At 63.8% G+C, this 20,347-nt stretch carries 19 protein-coding genes and 1 pseudogene; 11 read left to right on the top strand and 9 right to left on the bottom strand.

What is annotated here, in order from left to right:
* Positions 1–2 precede the first annotated feature (2 nt).
* Together QMG52_RS13880 and QMG52_RS13875 are read left to right on the top strand one after the other, a co-directional pair.
* Entirely contained in the window at positions 3–899 is an 897-nt protein-coding gene (locus tag QMG52_RS13880) for a carbohydrate ABC transporter permease (protein ID WP_434621720.1), read from the top strand.
* 38 nt (positions 900–937) lie between these two features.
* A complete protein-coding gene (locus tag QMG52_RS13875) occupies positions 938–1,795 on the top strand; it encodes a carbohydrate ABC transporter permease (protein ID WP_283561009.1) in 858 nt (285 codons plus the stop codon).
* Positions 1,796–1,910: 115 nt separating this feature from the next.
* On the opposite strand, the gene QMG52_RS13870 is transcribed toward QMG52_RS13875, so the two are convergent.
* Positions 1,911–2,465 (bottom strand): CGNR zinc finger domain-containing protein, encoded by a 555-nt coding sequence (locus QMG52_RS13870; RefSeq protein ID WP_283560983.1) that lies wholly within the window; start codon positions 2,463–2,465, stop codon positions 1,911–1,913.
* 105 nt (positions 2,466–2,570) lie between these two features.
* On the opposite strand from QMG52_RS13870, the gene QMG52_RS13865 reads away from it, so the two are divergent.
* The 3 genes from QMG52_RS13865 to QMG52_RS13855 all read left to right on the top strand — a co-directional run bounded on the left by QMG52_RS13865 (position 2,571) and on the right by QMG52_RS13855 (position 5,122).
* Positions 2,571–3,599, top strand: coding sequence for an EamA family transporter (locus tag QMG52_RS13865; RefSeq protein WP_283560982.1), 1,029 nt, complete (start codon positions 2,571–2,573; stop codon positions 3,597–3,599).
* A 107-nt stretch (positions 3,600–3,706) separates the two neighbouring features.
* A complete protein-coding gene (locus QMG52_RS13860; protein ID WP_283560981.1) occupies positions 3,707–4,813 on the top strand; it encodes a WD40/YVTN/BNR-like repeat-containing protein in 1,107 nt (368 codons plus the stop codon).
* A 12-nt stretch (positions 4,814–4,825) separates the two neighbouring features.
* Positions 4,826–5,122: a MoaD/ThiS family protein gene (locus tag QMG52_RS13855; protein ID WP_283560980.1), complete on the top strand. Its 297-nt coding sequence runs from the start codon at positions 4,826–4,828 to the stop codon at positions 5,120–5,122.
* A gap of 183 nt (positions 5,123–5,305) precedes the next feature.
* Here the strand turns inward: QMG52_RS13855 and QMG52_RS13850 are convergent, their stop codons facing one another.
* The 5 genes from QMG52_RS13850 to QMG52_RS13830 form a co-directional block, all read right to left on the bottom strand.
* Positions 5,306–5,941, bottom strand: a complete 636-nt coding sequence (locus tag QMG52_RS13850) for a DUF8462 domain-containing protein (RefSeq protein ID WP_283560979.1) — start codon at positions 5,939–5,941, stop codon at positions 5,306–5,308.
* A 366-nt stretch (positions 5,942–6,307) separates the two neighbouring features.
* Entirely contained in the window at positions 6,308–7,330 is a 1,023-nt protein-coding gene (locus QMG52_RS13845) for an NAD(P)-dependent alcohol dehydrogenase (RefSeq protein ID WP_283560978.1), read from the bottom strand.
* Complete coding sequence (locus tag QMG52_RS13840; protein WP_283561007.1) at positions 7,327–8,190, bottom strand: carbohydrate ABC transporter permease; 864 nt, start codon at positions 8,188–8,190, stop codon at positions 7,327–7,329. The genes QMG52_RS13845 and QMG52_RS13840 overlap by 4 nt, the downstream gene beginning before the upstream one ends.
* Positions 8,191–8,205: 15 nt before the next feature.
* Positions 8,206–9,153, bottom strand: a complete 948-nt coding sequence (locus QMG52_RS13835; RefSeq protein WP_283560977.1) for a carbohydrate ABC transporter permease — start codon at positions 9,151–9,153, stop codon at positions 8,206–8,208.
* Positions 9,153–10,550: an ABC transporter substrate-binding protein gene (locus QMG52_RS13830; protein ID WP_283560976.1), complete on the bottom strand. Its 1,398-nt coding sequence runs from the start codon at positions 10,548–10,550 to the stop codon at positions 9,153–9,155. The genes QMG52_RS13835 and QMG52_RS13830 overlap by 1 nt, the downstream gene beginning before the upstream one ends.
* 125 nt (positions 10,551–10,675) lie before the next feature.
* Here QMG52_RS13830 and QMG52_RS13825 point away from each other — a divergent pair, with 125 nt between their 5' ends.
* Both QMG52_RS13825 and xylB read left to right on the top strand, forming a co-directional pair.
* Positions 10,676–11,686 (top strand): sugar-binding transcriptional regulator, encoded by a 1,011-nt coding sequence (locus tag QMG52_RS13825; RefSeq protein ID WP_283560975.1) that lies wholly within the window; start codon positions 10,676–10,678, stop codon positions 11,684–11,686.
* Positions 11,683–13,083: a xylulokinase gene (xylB, locus tag QMG52_RS13820; RefSeq protein WP_283560974.1), complete on the top strand. Its 1,401-nt coding sequence runs from the start codon at positions 11,683–11,685 to the stop codon at positions 13,081–13,083. Before QMG52_RS13825 ends, xylB begins: the two co-directional genes overlap by 4 nt.
* A gap of 78 nt (positions 13,084–13,161) precedes the next feature.
* On the opposite strand, the gene QMG52_RS13815 is transcribed toward xylB, so the two are convergent.
* Entirely contained in the window at positions 13,162–14,643 is a 1,482-nt protein-coding gene (locus QMG52_RS13815) for a mannitol dehydrogenase family protein (RefSeq protein WP_283560973.1), read from the bottom strand.
* A gap of 262 nt (positions 14,644–14,905) precedes the next feature.
* On the opposite strand from QMG52_RS13815, the gene QMG52_RS13810 reads away from it, so the two are divergent.
* Positions 14,906–15,145 (top strand): hypothetical protein, encoded by a 240-nt coding sequence (locus QMG52_RS13810; RefSeq protein WP_283561010.1) that lies wholly within the window; start codon positions 14,906–14,908, stop codon positions 15,143–15,145.
* 30 nt (positions 15,146–15,175) lie between these two features.
* Here the strand turns inward: QMG52_RS13810 and QMG52_RS13805 are convergent.
* A pseudogene (locus QMG52_RS13805) lies at positions 15,176–15,457 on the bottom strand (winged helix-turn-helix domain-containing protein); the annotation flags it as partial.
* 830 nt (positions 15,458–16,287) lie between these two features.
* Between QMG52_RS13805 and QMG52_RS13800 the strand changes: the two are divergent.
* The 3 genes from QMG52_RS13800 (at position 16,288) to QMG52_RS13790 (ending at position 18,619) form a co-directional block, all read left to right on the top strand.
* Entirely contained in the window at positions 16,288–17,175 is an 888-nt protein-coding gene (locus QMG52_RS13800) for an FUSC family protein (protein WP_283560972.1), read from the top strand.
* Positions 17,176–17,384: 209 nt separating this feature from the next.
* Positions 17,385–18,128, top strand: a complete 744-nt coding sequence (locus QMG52_RS13795) for an SDR family NAD(P)-dependent oxidoreductase (RefSeq protein WP_283560971.1) — start codon at positions 17,385–17,387, stop codon at positions 18,126–18,128.
* 2 nt (positions 18,129–18,130) lie between these two features.
* On the top strand, positions 18,131–18,619 hold the full coding sequence (locus QMG52_RS13790) for a MarR family winged helix-turn-helix transcriptional regulator (RefSeq protein WP_283560970.1): 489 nt from the start codon (positions 18,131–18,133) through the stop codon (positions 18,617–18,619).
* Between the two features lie 214 nt (positions 18,620–18,833).
* Here the strand turns inward: QMG52_RS13790 and purB are convergent, their stop codons facing one another.
* Positions 18,834–20,285, bottom strand: coding sequence for an adenylosuccinate lyase (gene purB, locus QMG52_RS13785; RefSeq protein ID WP_283560969.1), 1,452 nt, complete (start codon positions 20,283–20,285; stop codon positions 18,834–18,836).
* Positions 20,286–20,347 lie beyond the last annotated feature (62 nt).

Here is a 20,347-nt window from a genome sequence, read left to right as displayed (position 1 = left end):
TCATGGTTGTTTTTCTCGGCCTGCCGCTGGCTGTATACGTTATTTTCGTGATCTCGCCGTTCGTCCAGGCCGCGTATTACTCCATGACCGACTGGTCCGGGTTCACCGCGAATATGAACTTCATCGGCCTGGACAATTACGTGAAGCTCTTTCACAACGCCACATTTATGAAGGCACTTGGCAACAACATCATTCTGGTGATTGTGTTGCCCCTGGTGACCATCATCCTCAGCCTGATTCTTGCCACCCTGGTCACCGTTGGGGGCAGCAGCCGCGGACAGATCAAGGGCCTGAAGAACTCCAGTTTCTACCGCGTGGTCTCGTTTTTCCCTTACGTCATTCCTGCCATCATCATCGGCATCATGTGGACGCAGATCTATGATCCGAGCAACGGTCTGGTGAACGGAATCCTGACCTCACTCGGCTTAGACCAGTTCAAGTCCTTCCCGTGGCTCGGGGATGAACGCACCGCCATGGTCGCCACGATGTTTGTCATCGTGTGGGGTTTCATCGGCTTCTACATGGTCCTGTTCGTCGCGGCCATCAAGGGCATCCCCGCGGAGTTGTTTGAGGCGGCCAGGATCGATGGCGCCGGCAGGGTCCGCACCATGGTCAGCATCACCGTTCCGCTGATCCGGGACAACATCCAGACGGCCTACGTCTACATGGGAATCCTGGCCCTTGACGCCTTCGTTTACATGCAGGTCATGAATTCCGGCGGTGGCCCCAACAACTCCACGCTGGTCATGTCCCAGCAGCTGTTCTCCACCGCCTTCACCAAGAACCAGTTCGGCTACGCCAGTGCCATGGGAGTGGTCCTGGCGGCCGTAACCTTGGCGTTCTCCGGGCTGGTGTTTCTGGTCAACAGGCTGACCGGCGGAAAGGATGACGCACGATGATGTCGCTCAAACAGACCTCACGACGGCGTGCGGTACCCATGGAACTCCTGGGGAAGTCCAAGGAAACGTCCGGCGACAAGGCCGTCGCAGCCGTCTCGCACACCATGCTCATCATCTGGTCCCTGATCGTCATTCTGCCGCTGTTGTGGACCCTGATGACGTCCTTCAAGACGACGCGGGAGATTTTTGCCTCCCCGTTCTCCCTGCCCGGGCAGTGGAATTTTGACAACTATGTCTCGGCCTGGACCACGGCGGGGATCGGCAGCTACTTTGTGAACACCATCATCGTGGTGGGCTTCGCCCTGATCATTGTGATGGTGCTGGGCGCAATGTGCGCCTACGTGCTGGCGCGCTTTAAATTCCCGGGCAGCCGCGCCATTTACTACCTGATGCTCGCCGGCCTGACATTCCCGATCTTTCTGGCCATCGTTCCGCTGTTCTTCATCCTTAAAAACATTGGCCTGCTCAATACCCTCCCGGGCCTGATCATTGTCTACGTGGCGTTTGCGCTGCCGTTCACCGTGTTCTTCCTCTTTTCCTTCTTTAAGACGCTCCCCCACGAGATCGGCGAGGCGGCGGCCATTGACGGGGCAGGGGAATGGCGGACCTTTTTCCAGGTCATGCTGCCGATGGCGAAGCCGGGGCTGGCGTCGGTGCTGATTTTCAATTTCCTCGGACTCTGGAACCAGTTCCTCATTCCGGTCGCGCTCAACACCAATGTGGGGCACTACGTCCTGTCCCAAGGCATGGCCGCGTTTGCGTCCCAGGCGGGATACGCGGTCAATTTCGGCGCACTGTTTGCCGCAGTCGTGATTACCGTGGTCCCCGTGCTGGTGGTGTATGTGATCTTCCAGCGCCAACTGCAAGGATCCGTTTCCGCGGGGACCAACAAATAATGCGGACCTGATCCGACGGCGGGCCGGCGCCGGACAGTTGCGGAGCCACCTTCCGCCAACTGGCCGGTGCCGCGTCTGATGCGCCAGATTCGCCTTTGTCCGGTGCGGCTCCGGTTCAGGCCGGCATTTGATCCGATTTGCGTCGGCGGCGGTATGCCGCCACGTGGGTGCGGTTGGCGCAATTGCCGGTGTCGCAGAAGCGCCGTGAGCGGTTTTTGGAAAGGTCGAGCACCACTGCGTTGCAGTCGCCGGCCGCGCAGATGCGCAGCCGGCCCAGTTCTTTGCCCCTGATGACATCCACCAGGGCCATTGCCGCTTCCGTACCCATCCGCAATGCCAGCGGGGCCTCCGGCGCGGTTGCGTGCAGGTGCCAGTCCCACTGGTCGTGTTTGACCAACTGCGGTAACGCCCGGGCATTGGCGAGGATCAGGTTGGTCAGCCGCACGGCGTCCTCCTCCTCTGCCGTCCAGATCTCCCGCAACTGACACCTTAATTGCCGGACCGACCGAAGCTCGGCAAGGCTGCGCGTGCGCGGGCCGGAAAACTGTTCCTGCTCGACGAACACCTCCAGATCATGGACAGTCGCCAGGGCGTCGGCATCGCGTTCCCCGGTGTTGATAAGCGCTGCCGCCGATCCAAGCGCAATCTCGGTGTCATTGCTGAATACCACTTTGACTCCTGACATAACATAGTCGTAGAGTCACTACCATACCGCGCTTTACTCATGACGTCCCCTTGGTGAGGACGCTCAGGACCGACACCGGAGTATGACCTGATGACGACGATACGCAAGACCCGCAGCCCGGCATCCTCCGCATTGCTGGTGGCCCTAATTTCGGCGGCGGCCTTTGCGCTTTCCGGCTCGTTTGCCAAGTCCCTCTTTGAAAGCGGCTGGTCTCCCGGCGCGGCGGTGGCGGTACGCATTGGCGGCGGTGCCGTCGTCCTTCTGGCCCCCGTGCTTGTCACCCTGGTCCGGCGATGGCACACCGTGCGGCGGTCCTTGGGCCGGGTGGCGTTGTATGGGATTGTGCCGATTGCCCTCTGTCAGCTCTTCTACTTCAACGCCGTTCAGCACCTTTCGGTGGGCGTTGCGCTGCTGCTGGAATACCTTTCCCCCGTGTTGCTGGTTGGCTGGGTTTGGCTGCGCACACGCACGTCACCTCGGGTGCTGACGGTCCTCGGCGCTGTGTGCGCGATGGGGGGCCTGGTACTGGTGCTCGACCTTGCAGGGGCACAGAAGCTGGATTTGCAGGGCGTTCTGTGGGGGCTGGCCGCGGCCGTCTGCTCAGCAGCGTTCTTCATCATGTCCGCGCGGTCGGACGACAACGTGCCGCCGGTGCTCATGGCCGGCGGCGGTATGGCGGTGGGCGCCGGACTGATTTTTGCTCTCGGTGGGCTTGGCGCGATGCCGCTGACCTTCTCCACCGGGGACGCAATCTTCGCCGGCCGGCAGGTCAGCTGGCTGGTTCCCATTTTGGGACTGGTGCTCGTGACGACCGTTTTCGCGTACATAGCCGGGATAGTGGCGGTACGGGGGCTCGGGTCCAAGGTGGCTTCCTTTGTGGCGTTGTTCGAGGTGCTGTTCGCGGTCATCTGGGCCTGGCTGCTGCTTGGTGAGCTGCCGCGGTCCATCCAGCTGCTCGGTGGGGCGCTGATCGTGGCCGGGGTGGTGCTGGTGAGGCTGGATGAACTACGCGGCCCCCGCCATCCGGAACTGGAGCACGCCAACTACCTGGAGACGCTGCCCGAAACCCGGTCCGAAACCCTGAACTCCCGCCAGTCGAATGTGGACATCTGCCCCTGAAAACTGCACGTGCCGCCGCGCGGCAATTTTTGCCCCGGGGCCAGATCCTGAGCCGATTTTGACCCGGACCGAAAAAACTGTTGCGTCGGGCCCTCCCCGGTGGTCGAATGGGGGGCATGGCAACCAACGCGAGCGTGGTTTTGGCGATCGGCACCAAAAAGGGTCTCTGGGTGGGCACCAGCAAGGACCGCAAGACCTGGGATTTCACCGGCCCGCATTTCCTGATGAACGAGATTCCCGGCATCGGCATCGACACCCGGGGGGGCCGGACGCGCATTCTAGTGGCCGCACGCTCCGAACACTGGGGAACCAATGTGGTGCATTCGGATGATTTCGGCGCCAACTGGACCGAGCCGGAGCAGGCTGCGATCGCCTTTCCGCCGGACACCGGGGCCGCGTTGGAACGCATCTGGCAGCTGCAGCCCGATTCCGCCGACCGCCCGGGCGTGGTGTGGGCGGGCTGCGAACCGATCTCCGTCTGGAAATCCACCGACGGCGGCGAGCACTTTGAGCTCAACCGCGGGTTGTGGGACCACCCGCACCGGCCCCAGTGGGGCGCGGGCTTCGGCGGTGCGGCCGCGCATACGGTGCTGCCCAGCCCGGCGGACCTGCAGACGGTCCATGTCGCCATGAGCACCGGAGGCGTCTATCGGAGCACCGACGGCGGGGAATCATGGGAGGCCCGGAACCACGGTATCTCGGCATATTTCATGCCGGATCCGCAGCCGGAGTTCGGCCAATGTGTGCACAAGATCGCCCGCGACGCCGTACAGCCGGAGCGGCTCTACGCACAGAATCACCACGGGGTGTACCGCTCCGATGACAATGCGGACAGCTGGACCTCCATTGCGGACGGGCTGCCGGCGGACTTCGGTTTTGTGATGCTGTCGCACCCGAGGCGTTCCGGCACCGCTTGGGTGATCCCGATCAAGGCCGACGGCGAGCGGATTCCGCCGGACGGAAAGCTTGCGGTGCACCGCACGGACGACGCCGGAGCCAGCTGGATCCGCGCGGATGCGGGCCTGCCGCAGTCCGAGTACAACGTAGTCCTCCGAGATGCGGCCGCGACGGATACGGCAGAGCCTGTAGGGGTGTACTTCGGGACACGCGGCGGGTCCGTGTACGCCAGCGCGGATGAGGGCACCACGTTTACGGAAGTCGCCTCTCACCTGCCCGATGTGCTCTGTGTCCGTGCCGCCGTCGTCGCCGGTTAACCCAGGAATGCCATGACCGAGCCTGCGGACGTTCTGGTGCGTGTCCCCAGTCTGCTGCGCCCGTTCACCGGCGGGAGGGAAGAACTCCTGCTCGCCGTGGAGGGGGCGGTGTCCGTGGCGGCGCTGCTGGACACGATCGGTGCTCAGTTTCCTGTCTTCGACCGGCGGGTGCGCGATGAGACGGGCGCGCTGCGCCGCTACGTTAACATTTATCTGGGGCACGACGACGTCCGCCGGCTCCGCGGGACGGACACCGAGGTGCAGCCCGGGCAGGAGCTGATGATCATCCAGTCCGTGGCCGGCGGCTGACCGGTCCTGTCCGCCGGATACTAAACGGCGAGTCGTCACATCTGCCCCTACAACGGCCGGTGCTGGCGGTAGTCGGCGGGAGTGTCATCAACCAGTGTTCGTGAGACTAGCGGACGGCATCGGTTTGCGGCTGGCAGGATGTCAGAATCACTTCCAGGTGGCGCGCGATTTACGTCATATCAACTATTCGTGGAGCTTCGGTGCGGTGTATTCGTAGGTGCCCTTTTGAAGCCTGTAAACAACACCTTGGTCTGCAAGCCGCCGCATGAGCACATTGACATTTCCCTGCTTGCGGGATGTCACCCGATGGATATCGGCGGTTCGCAACGGCGGATACTCGCAATCCCCTGTGAGTTGCAGTAGGTGTTGTTCGGCAGGGGTTAGGGAATCGATCGTTGGAGAGTAGAAGTCATGATCCAATCGCCTGAAGATAGTCTCACGGAGTCCTACTAGAAGGCTGGCAGTCATGGAGTCTGTTGTGATGTCTTCCGCCTCTTCCCAGGGTTCGGCCCCCACAGTTGCACAATGTCCCCACAGTTGCACAATGTATGGATAGCCCTCAACGTCGTCCATTACGGCGTTTACAAGATCCGAACGGGCCGTTCTGCCGGTTCCATCGAGTGGCCGGAGGAAAGCCTCTCGGGTTTCTTCCCGTGTCAGACGACCAACTTCTTCCCGCGGAACATCCGCTCGCTGTAGGTTCTCGCTGGTCATCGTTGCCAACGAGCGAACGCTATTGACGACCATTTCTGTTCGCTGCCGAAGGTTTTCGATGCGGGATACCTGAGCTTGCACTTCGATGAGGCGGCTATGGAGCACGTTAACGATGGCGTCTTCACGGTTGTGACGGGGTTCGAGCTGGACGCGGCAGGCTGCCCAATTAAGTTCGCCCTTTTGATCTCTTCGAAGTGTTTCAGCAGGACAGTCTTGGGTTCTTCCTCACCGACGCCTTCACCCTGCTGGGCACCATTCCCCGACCATCAAACCGATGCCACTTGGCCGCCGCATCCACACGGCCAAGAACGCGCGGAAAATGCTGCCCCAGTCCCATGAGCGGCTCCCCCGCGAACACCGTGTCCCGGCTGCTGGTTCCTGTTTCGCAAACGTTTACCGGCGGCACCGGCCGACGGTGCAGCGCTTGTCATGAGAGACGTGCGGGTCATGCGGACCCTGGCTGAATTGGCGTCAGGGGTGGACTACCGCCTTCAGTGCGCCGGGGGTGGCTCCGACGGTCAAGGCCGCTTCCACGTCATCGAGCCCGTGCACCGAGGTGACCAGTCCGTCCAGGTCCACCGCGGAGCTTGCCGCCAGTTCGATCGCCGCCGGCCAGGTGTTGGCATAACGGAACGTTCCGGTGATCACGAGTTCGCGGCCCTGCACCAGCTGCACCGGCAAGGCGATGGTGTCGGCTCCCATCCCAACCAGGACACACCGGCCCCGGGGAGCCAACCGGGCCAGTCCGTCCAGTACCGCCGGTTCCGCTCCGGTTGCGTCGATGAAGACGTCGAATTCGGGCCCGGTGGCCGGGGCCGCGCGTGCCGGATAACTATGCGACGCACCGTAGTGCGCCGCCAGTTCCAGGCGTTCGGCGCGGACATCCGTGAGGGTGACGACGCCGCCGGCCAGCTGGGCGACCTTCGCCGCCAGCAGACCGATCGGGCCCGCACCGGCCACCAGCACCTTGTCGCCAAGCCCCACCTTGCCCGCGCGGCCGGCGGCGATCGCAACGCTCAGCGGCTCCAGCAAGGCGGCCGCGTCGTCGGACACGGAATCCGGCACCGGGTGGCAGAACGCCGCGGGGTGGACGGCATACTCGGCGAACACACCGTCCACCGGCGGGGTGGCAAAGAACCGCACACCGGGATCGAGGTTGTAGCGGCCGGCCAGCGTCTGCGAGGAAAGCGGCTCCGGGACCCCCGGTTCCAGCGACACCCGCTGCCCGGTGGCCAGGTTCAGCACTCCAGGTCCGAGGGCCACGATAACACCGGAGGGCTCATGGCCGAGCACCAGGGGCCGGTCCACCAGATAGTTACCGATCCGTCCGTGCCGGTAATAGTGCGTATCCGATCCGCAGACGCCCACTGACTTGATCCGGACCAGGACCTCCTTGGGCCCTGGCACCGGGATGGGGCGATCTTCGACATGCACGCTGCCGTGACCGGCATCGAAGGGACCGCTGAGAACCGCAACCTTCATCGACGTCGTCATTTCACCGCTCCCATGGACAGGCCGCGCACCAGCTGCTTTTGCGCCACCCAGCCGGCAATCACGACCGGCAGCGACGCCAGCACGGAGGCCGCCGACAGCTTGGCCAGGAACAGGCCCTCGCTTGTCATCTGCGAGACCAGGAAAACGGGCACCGTGGCCGCGTTGGCGGCGGTGAGGTTCAGGGCGAAGAAAAACTCGTTCCAGGCAAAGATCACGCAGATCAGGGCCGTCGCGGCCAGGCCGGGCGTGACCATGGGCATCAGGATGGTGCGCAGGGTCTTGATCAGGCCGGCACCGTCCATCGCGGCCGCCTCCAAAACCTCGGCCGGGACCTCCTGGAAGAAGGAGCGCATCATCCACACGGCGATGGGCAGGTTCATGGCCGTGTACAGCACCACCAGCGTCCAGATGTTGTCCAGGGCCTTGATCTGTCCGGCAATCACGTAGATGGGCATGATCACGGCGACCACGGGCAGCATCTTGGTGGAGATGAAGAAGAACAGGACGTCCTGGGTCTTCTTCACCGGCCGGATGCTCAACGCGTACGACGCCGGCACTGCCAGCAGGATCACGAAGACCGTGGACACGCCGGTGGCGATCAGCGAATTCAGGAAGTAGCTGCCCGCTCCGTTGCCCAGGACGGCCGCAAACTGGTCGAACGTTGGCACGAAGAAGAAGACGGGCGGGTTTGAGGCGGCCACCGATTCCTGCTTGAAGGCCGTCATCACCAGCCAGATCACCGGGGCGAAGAAGATGAACGCCAGCACCCACGTGCCGGTGGTGATCGCGGAACCACTGAGCCGCCGTCGGGCTTCACGGGACCTCCGCTCGGCGGACGGAGCGGTGGAATGGGGGGTCATGGTGGTGGTCACGGCTTAGTCCTTCGTGTCAAAGCTGCGGAAGATGAGGCGCAGGGCGAACGTGGCGATGATGATGGTGGCGATGACCACCACTACACCCATCGCGGCTGCCTGGCCGATGTCGAAGCCCAGGAAAGCCCGTTGGTAGATGTAGAACGGCAGGTTGGCGCTGGCGGTGCCGGGGCCGCCGGCGGTCATCAGGTAGATCTGGTCGAAGGTGTTGACCACGTAGATGGTGCCGAGCAGGACGCCGAGCTCAATGTAGCGGCGCAATTGCGGGAGCGTGACCCAAAGGAACGTCTTGCCCCAGCTGGCGCCGTCAATCTGCGCCGCTTCCAGCACGTCCTTGGGCTGCGACTGCAGGCCGGCCAGCACCAGCAGCATAGTGAACGGCGTCCACTGCCAGACCAGGGCCATCAGGATGGAGACCACAGGGAACGACGACGTCCAGTCCACGGGCGGGATGCCCACCAGGGAGATCACCCAGTTCACCAGGCCGAAGCTTGGATTGAGCATGGAGACGCTCCAAAGCGTGGCACCGGCCACCGGCATGATCAGGAACGGGGTGATGAGCATGGTGCGCACCACGCCCTGGCCGCGGAACTTGCGGTCGAGCAGGAGCGCGAAGATGATGCCCAGAACCATGGCGGCAAAGACGCAGCCCAGGGTGATGATGATGCTGTTCAGGGCGGAGCTGCGGAATGTGGAGTCCAGGAAGATGTCCACATAGTTTTGCAGGCCGGTGAACTGGTTGCCGTCCGGACGCAGCAGGTTCCAGTTGCGCAGCGAATACCAGATGGTGACCAGGAACGGCAGCTGAGTGACGATGATCGTGAAGACCAGGGCCGGCAGCAAGGGACCGCGCCGGCGCCAGCCCTCCACCTTGGAATGCCTGGTTCCATTCGTGGCATTCTTGAGCTTGTGTTGTTTGAGATTGTGCCGGTCAACGAGAGTGCTGGCCATCACTTTCCTCCTTGTTCGTAGGACTGCGCAATGGATTCCGCATAGAGCTGCGCCTGCTTGAGTGCGTCTTCAACGGATTTTTGTCCGGCAATCGCGGCCGAGACCTGCTGACTGACCCGGGTGCCCAGGTCCTGGAACTCGGGGATGCCCACAAACTGCAGGCCCGGGTAGGGGACGGGATTGACCATGCTGGTCTCCTGCGTGGCCGAGTACATGGCATCCAGGGTGGGCTTGGCATAGGCCTGCGCCACCTTCGCGTACTCGGGGATTTCATAGGTGGACTGGCGGCTCCCCGGGGGTACCCGCTCCCAGCCGATTTTGTTGCCCACCAGCTTGATGTAGTCCTTGTTCGTCATCCAGGAGATGAAGTCCCAGGCCGCAGCCTTGTGCTTGGTGGTGGTCGGGACGGCCAGCGACCAGCTGTACAGCCAGCCGGCGGACTTGGTGTCCTTCACGGGTGCCGGGGCGTACCCGGACTTGCCCGCCACCAGCGAGGAACTGGGATCCTCAATGCTGGAGACCATGGCCGTGGCGTCGTACCACATGGCCGCCTTGCCCTGGCTGTAGCGGGTGATGCAGTCGCCGTAGCCACTGGTTGCGGCGCCGGGCTGGCCAGCCGTTTGCAGCAGGTCCACGTAGTCGGTGACGGCGGACTTGACCTGCGGCGAGTCCAGCCTGGCCTTCCAGTCCTTGTCGAACCATTGGCCGCCGTAGGTGTTGATCACGGTGTCCAGCGGCGCCATGACCTCGCCCCAGCCAGCGAGCCCGCGCAGGCAGATGCCGGCGAAGTCCTTCGATGGGTCGTTGAGCTTCTGGGCCAGGGCACTGACTTCGGCCCAGGTGGGGTGCGCCGGCATGGTCAGCCCGGCCTGCTTGAACAGGTCCTCGCGGTACACCAGGAAGGACGATTCCCCGTAGAACGGGACCGAATACATGTCACCCTTGTAGCTGAGCGCATCCTTGATGGTGGGGATGAAGTCCGCGGTGTCGTAGCCGGACGTGGCATCGGCCATCGGCTGGAGGTCCTCGATCCAGCCGTTCTTCGCCCACATCTGGGTTTCGTAGTTGGAGATCATGACGACGTCGAACTCGCCGCCGCCGGTGGCCACGGATGCGGTGATCTTGGCCCTGGCCTCATTCTCGGGCAGCGTCACGAATTTCACGTTAACGTCCGGGTGCTTGGCTTTGAAGTCGTCCTGCAGGGAAATGGCGTCCTTCATCTGCGGGTTGGCGACGATGGCCACGACGATGTCGGCTTTGGCGCCTTCGCCGCTGGCAGCCGGGGCGCAGCCGGACAGCGCAAGGGTGACGGCGGCGGCGCCCGCCAGCAGGGCCCCGAGCCGGGTCTTCCCGTCCTGCGGACGCCGGCGACGTGCGTTGTGGTGTGGAAATTTCATTGGCCCCTTCAATCGTCGTGCTCATTTGAGAGCGAACAGTTGCTCATTTGTAAAGTGACTCTAGTCATATAGACTCGTTTGAGCAAGACCTGATGCTCATCCGCATTATCCGAAAGAAGAATCCCGTGCCCCAGCCAACGCATGAAGAGCTTCTTGCCCTCATCGGCAGGGACTACTATTTGGGCAATAGATCCAAGGTCGAGATAGCCACTACCTACGGAATTTCACGCTTCCAGGTGGCGCGGATGCTGGATGAGGCGCGCGCCGAGGGCATCGTGAAGATCGAGGTCCGCACGCCGGGTTCCATGCCGCCGAAGGATCTGCATCAGCTGGCGGCCTGGCTGGGTATCCGGAAACTCGTAGTGGTCAAAACCGCCGGCGACGAGGTCCAGCAGCGCGACATCCTGGCCCGCGCCGTGGCCCGGGAACTGATGGGCGGCGTCCGCGCCGGTATGACTCTTGGGATTTCCTGGTCCCGCACCCTGGACCTCGCCGCCCGGTATGTCACCGAGTTGCCCAAATGCGATGTGGTTCAGCTGGCGGGCGCGCTGCCGGTGGCCGGCGACGGCAATCCGCTGGAGCTGATCCAGCGGCTGGGACAGGCCTCGAACGGCCGCACCTGGCCACTGTGGGCGCCGCTGGTCGTGGACAGCGCCGCCATGGCCTCGGGGCTGAAGCTGCAGCCGGAAATTTCCGATGCCCTGCGGAAGGCCGATGAGCTGGATATTGCCGTCATTGCCATCGGTGCCTGGGCGCCGAGCCTATCCACCGTCTGGGACCGGGTGGACAACGCTGCACGCGAGCAGGGCATCACCGGCGGCGCGGTCGCGGAATGCTCCGGACGCCTCATCGACGCGGCCGGATCGGCGGTGGTCACCGAACTGGACAGTCGGATCCTGGGCGTCAGTCTGAGCCAGCTCAAGCGCACACCCATGGTCGTCGCCGTCGGGCACGGGGCCGAACGCGCCGCCGCCGTCCGCGCCGCCTCTGCGGCAGGCATAGTCAGTACGCTGGTCGCGGACGAATCCCTCGCCACCGCGCTGATCAAGGAAAAAGGCCGGCAGGAAACGGATCAGAAAGTAATCGACTCGAAGGAAATAGACCTGAAGGAATACCAGCTCAAGGAAAAACTGTGACGACGGTTGTGGGAGTCGATTCCTCAACCCAGTCCTGCAAGGTGCTGGCCGTCGATGCGGGAACCGGGCGCATCGTCGCCAGCGGCACCGCCGCCCATCCGGACGGGACCGCCGTCGACCCGCATCTTTGGACGTCGGCGCTGCGCCAGGCTTGGCACAGCGCCGGAATTCCGGGGCTGGGCGGGGACGTGACGGGCGTTTCCGTGGCCGCCCAGCAGCACGGCATGGTGGCCCTGGACGCAGAAAACGAGCCGGTCTTTGACGCGCTGCTCTGGAACGACATCCGCAGCGCCGGCGACGCGCGGACCATGCGCGCCGAACTCGGTGCCGAGGCCTGGGTGGATGCCGTCAATGTGGTGCCGGTGGCCTCTTTTACGCTGACGAAGCTGGCGTGGCTGGCGCGGAACGAGCCCGCGGCCGCCGCACGCCTGGCGCGGGTGGTGCTGCCGCATGACTGGCTGAACTATCAGCTGTCCGGGCGGTTCACCACGGACCGCAGCGACGCCTCGGGGACGGGATATTTCAGTCCCGTCACGGACAGTTACCGGCCCGAGCTGCTGCAGCGCTACTTCGGCCGGGTTCCGGAGCTGCCACCGGTACTCACACCCGGCGGCCAGGGCGGCCCGGTGCTGCCGTCCTGGGGTCTGCAACACGCCGTGCTGGGCGCGGGCGCCGGAGACAATGCCGGCGCCGCCCTTGGCTTGGGCCTGCAGCCGGGGGAAATCGTTGTATCCATCGGAACGTCGGGGACGGTCTTCACCACGTCGACCACCCCCACCCGCGATCCGAGCGGACACATCGCGGGGTTCGCGGATGCCACGGGCAACCACCTGCCGCTGCTTGCCATGTTGAATTCGGCGCGGGTGATGTCGGCGACGGCCCAGATGCTGCAGATCGATCTGACCACCCTTGACGCGATGGCGCTCGCAGCCGACCCGGCTGCGCAGGGGTTGATGCTGCTGCCGTATCTGGATGGCGAACGCACGCCCAACCTGCCCGACGCCCATGGCAGCCTGCTGGGGCTGAGCCGGTCGAATATGACCGCGGAAAATGTGGCCCGGGCCGCGGTTCTGGGCGTGCTGAATTCGCTGGCCGACGCGATTGACCGGATGAAGGAGCACGGGGTGCCCGCCGAGCGGGTGCTGCTGATCGGCGGCGGGGCCAAATCACGGTCGCTGCGGCAGGCGGCGGCCACGGTTTTCGGGCTGCCCGTCGAGGTGCCGGTGGCCAACGAATATGTGGCTCTTGGTGCGGCCCGCCAAGCTGTCTGGGCCGCCACCGGCGAATTGCCGGCGTGGGGGCGCCGGATCGAGGCGTCCTTTGAGCCCGACGGCGGATGGGGCGCCGAGGTGCGCGGCCGCTACAATCAGGCGCGGTTGGCCGTCTACGGGGTTTAGCCGCAGAGGTGTAACGGCAGGGAGCCGCGGGTGCGAAGGCGGCTATGTGGACGCCCCGCCCGGCGGCAGGAGCGTCAGCTACCCGACGAGCTGCGCTACGGCCGCGCGTGCGCCCGCGGTGTGCAGCGTATCGAGGGTCTGCAGGTAGGCGGCGACGAAGCGCTCGCTGTCGATCAGGTCGCCGAAGACCTCGCGGTTGGCCAGAAACGCGAGCTTATCCTCGTGCTGCCGTGCGGCCGCGGCCATCAGCGGCCCCTTGAGGCGGTCGACGACGTCGATCACCCCGCCGTTTTCGTCGACGCCCTCGGCGTACCGCGCCCAAGACGCGACGATGCCCGCTGAACGGAAGATGTCGCCGTCGTTCTCCAAATTGATCCGGATCACCGGCAGCAGCCACTTCGGGATCCGGTCCGAACTTTCCGCGCACAGCCGCGCCAACGTGTCACGGACGTATGCATTGGAGAAGCGTTCGATCAGGGTGCGCTTGTAAAGCGGCAGGTCCACGCCCGGCAGTTCGGCGAGCGTGGGAGTGCCCTCTTGATCCATGTAATCGAGCAGGAACCGGGCGAACAGGGGATCCTGAGCGACCTCATGGGCGTAACGATAGCCGGTCAGGTAGCCGAAATAGCACAACCCCTGATGGCTGGCATTGAGCAGCCGCAGTTTCATCAGCTCGTAGGGTTCGACGTCCTCCACCAGCTGCACCCCGGCATCCTCGTACGGGGGCCGGCCCAGACTGAAATGATCCTCCAGCACCCATTGTTCAAAGGGTTCGCAGACCACGGGCCACTGATCCTCAACGCCGAATTCGGCGGCGATGGCCTCCCGGTCGGCATCCGTCGTGACAGGGGTGATGCGGTCCACCATGCTGTTCGGGAACAGAACATTCGCCGCCATCCAGTCACCGAGTTCGGGGTCCTTGAGGGAGGCAAATGCAGTGAACATCTTCTTGGCCACGTCCCCGTTGCCCTGGATGTTGTCGCAGGACATCACGGTGAAGGGCGTCATGCCGCGCGCGCGCCGACGGCCCAGGGCCTCGGCGATGAGACCGAAGGTTGTCCGCGGCGCGGCGCCGGGCTGCAGATCCAGCAGCACGTCCGGGTTTGTGGCGTCGAACTCCCCGGTGACATGGTGGAAGTTGTAGCCGCCCTCGGTCACGGTAAGTGAAACGATGCGCACTTCCGAGGAAGCCATCTTCTCGATCACCGCCTCCGGATCGTCCGGCGCGAACAGGTACTGCGCAACGGAGCCGATGACGCGGGCCTCGCGGGTGCCGTCCGGATTTTTCAGCAGCAGGGTGTAGAGGCAGTTTTGATCTGCCATTACCTGCTTCATTTTCTCATCGTGGGCCAGCACACCGACGCCGCAGATGGCCCAGTCCAGGGCTTTCCCCTGATTCATCAGCCGGTCCAGGTACATGGCCTGATGAGCGCGGTGGAAGCCGCCCATGCCGAAATGCACAATACCGGTTTTCAGGGTGCTGCGGTCATACCCCGGTGTGGCAGGGGCGCCGATGCGTTCGGCCAGGACAGGCAGGGCGGCGGAGGCCAGTGTCGTCATCGAATCTCCTCGGTTGCAGGAACTTTGCTTCAGAGTATCATATGAGCAATTCATCCGTGCTCAAATGAGCACGGCTCCTTTTCCCGGCCGCCGAGCAGGCACTCGCCGGCCCTCGGCGCAAACGACGAAGCCGCCATCCCGTCGACAAGTCTGCCTAGCGGGGCCATTTGCCCCTTGAGATCCGGTGGAAAGGGGCACATCTTTCCACGGGACCAACGTCGGCCCGCGGAGAACAGGAACGGCGGCGCGCCATGGATAGTCGATGAGTTCGGCGGTGATGCACGAGTTCTGCGGCCTGCTGTGCTGTTTTGCCTTCCGCTCGGGCATTGGCTGCGATCTTCAGCCTTTCGGCCCCGGCTTGCCCATGAAGGCCACGGCGAGCCGGACCTTGGCGAGGGGTCATTTTGCCCCGATGACAACACCAACGAAAGAAGCCACAGAAGTCCTCACGGGCAAGAACCCGGAGGGCCATAAACTCCTCGCCATCCGCATGAACCGCTGACAGAGCATTAGCCCCCGCAATGTCCCGCAGGATCTGCAGGTGTCCAGTCCAGGCCTCGCGTCCGTTCGCGGTCAAACTCGCCGAGGTTCGCGGCATCTTCCCGGCGAAAGTCTTCTTGATCTTTACGTAGCCGGCCTTTTCCAAGACGGACAGTTGTTTGCTGAGGACGGAATCGCTGACCTGGATGGCGTCACGGAGGTCCTTGAAGTCGAAGGATTCCGCACGAGCCAGCGCTGCCATGATGGAAAAGCGGACCGGTGAGTGGACGAGCTCATTGAGCTTGTGACGGGGATGATCCGAGGCAGTGCTCATGCGCGCAGTTCGCGGAAGGGGGCGGCCAGGCCGATGCCGCCCAAGACGATGGCGGACGATATGTAGAACCACAGGTTGCCGTCCCGGGAGAGACTGACCCCACACCCAATGCAACCCCGTACAGGGCGAAGTAGGCGGCCAGGGATGTCAGGAACCGCTTCGTGAACCCGACTTTGGTCGACCTCTGAAACATCGGCCAGATGCTTGCCGTCGCAACGGCCCAAACACCCATAGCAGCGGCCAGCAGCGGCGCGCCGTACGAGGAAACTTTTTTCCATTTAGTCAAGTACTTTCCGTAGAGCAGCTGGACCGCCCGTGCGATGGCGCCTGCCAACCGCCGGGCGGACTACGGTCAAGCCTGGTGTGACCCTTGAGCCACAGAGCTGGGTGGAGCTCTTCTCGATAACGAAGGATTTCAAGGATGGTTCGAATCGAGAATCGGCAGCCTGCGGTTTCCAACGATCGCTGTCACATTTTTTTGCGACGTTTGGGCGGCCGCCGCCCGTACCGAAGAAAACACCACGCCACGTCCAATTGTGAAGGGGCGGACATGCGCGGCCAGCGTCCTGGCCCACCCCGCACATCTTGCAGGTGTAGCAGACGGGACGGATTGCCGGGGGTGATTCGTGCCAGAAAAATAATGGTGTTCCATCGTGGGATCGAGAGGGATTCGCACCAGTATGGTGGTTGTTAATGCCGATCTCTTCACCAAATCCATCCTCGGAGGGTTCATGCACCTGCTACCCGCCGGCCCATGGAAAGGTAACGACACCATGGTGATTTTTAGCCGCCCCCAACCGGGAACCCTGCCGATAACGTTAAAGCTTTTAGTGGCAATCCTGATTCCTTCCGCAATCGTGAGCGTGCTGGGAGGGTCCTCGGCCAGCATGGGATTTGGCCTGGCGATGGGCCTGGGGATGGCGGTCACTCCGGTGAGTCGACCGCGCCAGGCGGCGCTGCTGGTGGTCCTGGGCGCCGCACTTGGCGGGTTGGCGGCATGGGCCGGTTCAACGCCGTGGGCCATCGCGGTGCTTATGTTCATCTCTGCGGTCCTGTTTGCGGTCACCAACCAGCGCTCCGCCGGGCTGCTCTCGTTGACGCCGATCATGGTGATCCTGTTTGGCCCGGGTCCTATCAACCTCAGCTGGTGGTCCGCGGCGTTGTGGATTCTTGCCGGTGGCGTGGTAGGTGCCTTCATCACCCGCATGCTGAAGTTCCAGGCTTCGACCCTGCCCGTGGAAAAGCGAACTGCCTGGGAGCACGGCATCGCAGTGGGCCTGTTGTGCGCGGCGATAATGTTCTGGAGCCTGACCAATAACATCCCCCATGGCTACTGGATCGCCGTGACCGTACTGATGGCCTTGCGACCACTGCCCAACCAGCGCCGCGAGACCTTAAACGGGCGCCTCATCGGCACCTTCCTGGGGGCCGTGGTGGCCCTGCTGGTGGTGCTGTTCCTGCCCGTGTGGGGCGCTGTCATTGTCGCCGTGCTGTGCCTGTTCTTCCTCGTCTGGTATTCCATGGGAGGGGCCTACCTGATGCAGGCGCTGGCCTTGACACCGATGCTGTTGATCTTCGCCTCTCTCGGCGACGTCGAGCGCGGTGTCGAGCTGACCCTTGAGCGTGTCATTTTCACGGTGATTGGAATTGCCGCGGCGGTGCTGATCGCCATGCTGCTACGGCGCTGGGAATCCCGGCGTGAGGTCGTCTCCGGGTAAAACTTCAACACTCCCCTGTGCGTCGTCACCCTGTAGCCTCGTCCTGCTCCGGGGCACGTTGGTCCGCCCGGGCATTGCGCCTCGATTGCGGCGTGATACCGGGAGGTTACCGGACGAGGTGTTTGCCGGGCCGGTGTTCCGCTGGGCACCTCCCGGGTATATGCTGTCTATGCGACAGTAAATTCGACCCAAGGAGAAGAGCTTTTCTCATGCTTTTTGAGAACCAGGTAGCACTTGTCACCGCAGCCGGAGCCGGAATCGGCCGCGCCATTGCCCTGCACCTAGCCGCCGACGGTGCCTCGATCATCGTCTCAGACGTCAACGACGAGGCCGGCGCCGAAACCGTTTCGCTCATCGAGGCCGCCGGCGGACGCGCCGCCTACAAGCATGCCAATGTCGCCGAAGCGGACGAGGTCAACGCTCTGGTTCCCTTCGCAATCGAGAGCTTCGGCCGCTTGGACATGGCAGTGAACAACGCGGGTGTCGGGGCCATGCCCAAGCCCGTGCAGGAGGTCACCGCCGCGGACTGGGACCGCACCATCAACGTGACCTTGCGCGGCACCTTTCTGGCCATGCAGACCCAGGTCGCCCACTTCCTGGAGCAGGGACGCGGTTCCATCGTGAACATCGCCTCGCTGGCAGGCATCAGTGCCACACCCCAACTGACTCCCTATGGAGCGGCAAAGCACGGGGTGGTTTCCTTGACCCGCAGCGTTGCCAAGGAAAACGCGGCACTGGGCATCCGCGTCAACGCGGTGGCGCCGGGCGCCATTGAAACCGCCGCGCTGGCTTCCCTGCCTCCCAAGGCCAAGGCCGGATACGCCGCAGAGATCCCGATGAAGCGCCTGGGACAGCCGGAGGACATCGCCAACGCAACCGCCTTCCTGCTTTCGGACCAGGCCGCCTTCATCACCGGCGTCGTGCTGCGCGTAGACGGCGGAACCGAGGCCTAGCCATGGCCGCAACGGAGCAGAATGCGGCGCTAATCCAGGTCCTGAACGGGATCTTGGCGCAATGGACGGCGCCGGACTTCACCACCGCGGTCGCCGCGCGCGAGGGCGTGGTGCTGGACCCGGGGGCCCTGACGCTGCTCACCATCCTGAACAACTCCGGTGCCCAGCGGCCCTCGGCGCTGGCCGAGCGGATGGTTACCGGAGCCTCCAACATCTCCAAGATAACCGCGCGCCTTCAACAGGCTGGACTCGTTGGTCGTTCCGGGGACCCGATGGATTCGCGGGCCTCGCTGATCGTGCTCACCCAGGCCGGGCAATGGGCAGGGGAGGCACTGCAGCGTTCGGGAAATTCCCTCATCGATGAGCTGCTGGAAGATTGGAACGCCGAGGACCGCAGCGACATGGTGCGGCTACTAACCCGGTTCGAGGTCGAAAGCAACCGCGTAGCCGCCACCTTGAGGGACGCCCACGGGCCGCCTACGTGCTCGTAGCCGCCACCTTGGGCGGCCTCATAAACCTACAGGATTATAAGACGCCGAGTATCCGACGTCGGCACTGTCGCGCCGGAAACGCTTGGTGAGTGCCGCCGTGGGGCCTTACAAACTGCCTGCCTTGACCCCGGACTGCCTGCCCCTGGACGTGCTGAACCGGCGGTGCTGAACCGGCGGTGCTGAACCGGCGGTGCTGAAGTATGTGCGGCAGCGACTAATCCCGCAGATGATTCACGAGAAGGTCCGCAATGCCCGTGTAGCCGCCGGGGGTGAGGGCCAACAGGCGCGCCTCGGCGTCCGCGGAGAGCCCCAGCCCGGAGACGAAGTCCTGCATGCGGGCGGCATTTACACGCTGCCCTCGGGTCAGGTCCTTGAGCCGTTCGTACGGGTTTTCCATCCCGGGGACGCCGGCGATCGCTTCCGCACGCATCACCATCTGGATCGCCTCGCCCAGCACCTCCCAGTTTTGGTCCAAATCGGCCGCCAGCACGTCCTCGGCGGTGTCCAGCCGGTCCAAGCCGCCCAGTACGTTGTTGATGGCCAGCAGTGAATGACCGAAGGCGACGCCGATGTTGCGCTGGCTGGAGGAATCGGTCAGGTCCCGCTGCCAGCGGCTGGTCACCAGCGTGGCCGCAAGGGTATCCAGCAGTGCGCTGGACATCTCCAGATTGGCCTCGGCGTTTTCAAAGCGGATCGGGTTGACTTTGTGCGGCATGGTCGAGGACCCGGTGGCGCCGGGAACAGGAACCTGGGCAAAGTAGCCGATGGAGATGTAACTCCAGACGTCCGTGCAGAGGTTGTGCAGGATGCGGTTGAAGCGGGCCATGTCGGAGTAAAGCTCGGCTTGCCAGTCGTGCGACTCGATCTGCGTCGTGAGCGGGTTCCAGGTCAGGCCCAGCCCCTCAATGAAACTGCGCGAGACCTGCTCCCAGTCCGCCGAGGGCACAGAGACGTAGTGCGCGGCATAGGTCCCGGTGGCTCCGTTGATCTTGCCCAGATATTCAGTGTTTTCCACGCGCTTTAGCTGCCGGCCGAGTCGATGCGCCGTCACCGCGAGCTCCTTACCCAGCGTCGTTGGTGTGGCGGGCTGGCCGTGCGTACGGGAGAGCATGGGAACGCCGCGGTTCGTCTGCGCCATTTCCGTGATTTTGGCCACCAGTGCCCGGGCGGCCGGAAGCCAGACATTCTGCACGGCGCCCTTGATGCCCATTGCGTAGGCGAGGTTGTTGACGTCCTCGCTGGTGCAGCCGAAGTGAACCAGCGACGTGAGATTTTCGATTCCGATGCTCGGCAGCCTTCGCCCGAGGTAGTATTCCACCGCCTTCACATCATGGACCGTAACCTTTTCGATTTCGGCCAGTTCCGCCACGGAGCCGGCGTCGAACCCGGTCACGATGGCGCGCAGTTGAGCTTGCTGATCGGCGTCCAGCTCAACGGTTCCGGGCAGCACCCGGTGCGACGTGAGGTGGATCAGCCATTCGACCTCGACGGCCACCCGGTCCCGGTTCAGCGCAGCTTCGGAGAGGTAGTCCACCAGCGGTGCGACCGCCCGCTGGTACCGGCCATCGAGCGGGCCAAGCGGAATGCGCGCATCGGCGGCGGCTAAAGCCACCCGTCCGGAGGGTGTGCGGGTGGCAGATTCAGCGGCGGTAGCGGTTTCAGACATACCGCAATTCTTTCACGAAGTCCCGCAGCCCGACGGTTGGGCGGCTCCTTGCAGTGCATAAA

The sequence above is a fragment of the Paenarthrobacter sp. PH39-S1 genome (genome assembly GCF_030063245.1).
Classification (GTDB): Bacteria; Actinomycetota; Actinomycetes; order Actinomycetales; family Micrococcaceae; genus Arthrobacter_M.
Note: the sequence above shows the minus strand (reverse complement) of the source record. Positions and strands in the feature narration are given on the sequence as shown.

Coding starts and splice junctions, on each gene's coding strand:
- QMG52_RS13865 (WP_283560982.1), top strand. CDS start 2,571: ATGACGACGATACGCAAGACCCGCAGCCCGGCATCCTCCGCATTGCTG.
- QMG52_RS13875 (WP_283561009.1), top strand. CDS start 938: ATGGAACTCCTGGGGAAGTCCAAGGAAACGTCCGGCGACAAGGCCGTC.
- purB (WP_283560969.1), bottom strand. CDS start 20,285: ATGTCTGAAACCGCTACCGCCGCTGAATCTGCCACCCGCACACCCTCC.
- QMG52_RS13795 (WP_283560971.1), top strand. CDS start 17,385: ATGCTTTTTGAGAACCAGGTAGCACTTGTCACCGCAGCCGGAGCCGGA.
- QMG52_RS13840 (WP_283561007.1), bottom strand. CDS start 8,190: ATGACCCCCCATTCCACCGCTCCGTCCGCCGAGCGGAGGTCCCGTGAA.
- QMG52_RS13815 (WP_283560973.1), bottom strand. CDS start 14,643: ATGACGACACTGGCCTCCGCCGCCCTGCCTGTCCTGGCCGAACGCATC.
- QMG52_RS13835 (WP_283560977.1), bottom strand. CDS start 9,153: ATGGCCAGCACTCTCGTTGACCGGCACAATCTCAAACAACACAAGCTC.
- QMG52_RS13830 (WP_283560976.1), bottom strand. CDS start 10,550: ATGAAATTTCCACACCACAACGCACGTCGCCGGCGTCCGCAGGACGGG.
- QMG52_RS13860 (WP_283560981.1), top strand. CDS start 3,707: ATGGGGGGCATGGCAACCAACGCGAGCGTGGTTTTGGCGATCGGCACC.
- QMG52_RS13790 (WP_283560970.1), top strand. CDS start 18,131: ATGGCCGCAACGGAGCAGAATGCGGCGCTAATCCAGGTCCTGAACGGG.
- QMG52_RS13855 (WP_283560980.1), top strand. CDS start 4,826: ATGACCGAGCCTGCGGACGTTCTGGTGCGTGTCCCCAGTCTGCTGCGC.
- QMG52_RS13845 (WP_283560978.1), bottom strand. CDS start 7,330: ATGACGACGTCGATGAAGGTTGCGGTTCTCAGCGGTCCCTTCGATGCC.
- QMG52_RS13810 (WP_283561010.1), top strand. CDS start 14,906: ATGAGTTCGGCGGTGATGCACGAGTTCTGCGGCCTGCTGTGCTGTTTT.
- QMG52_RS13880 (WP_434621720.1), top strand. CDS start 3: ATGGTTGTTTTTCTCGGCCTGCCGCTGGCTGTATACGTTATTTTCGTG.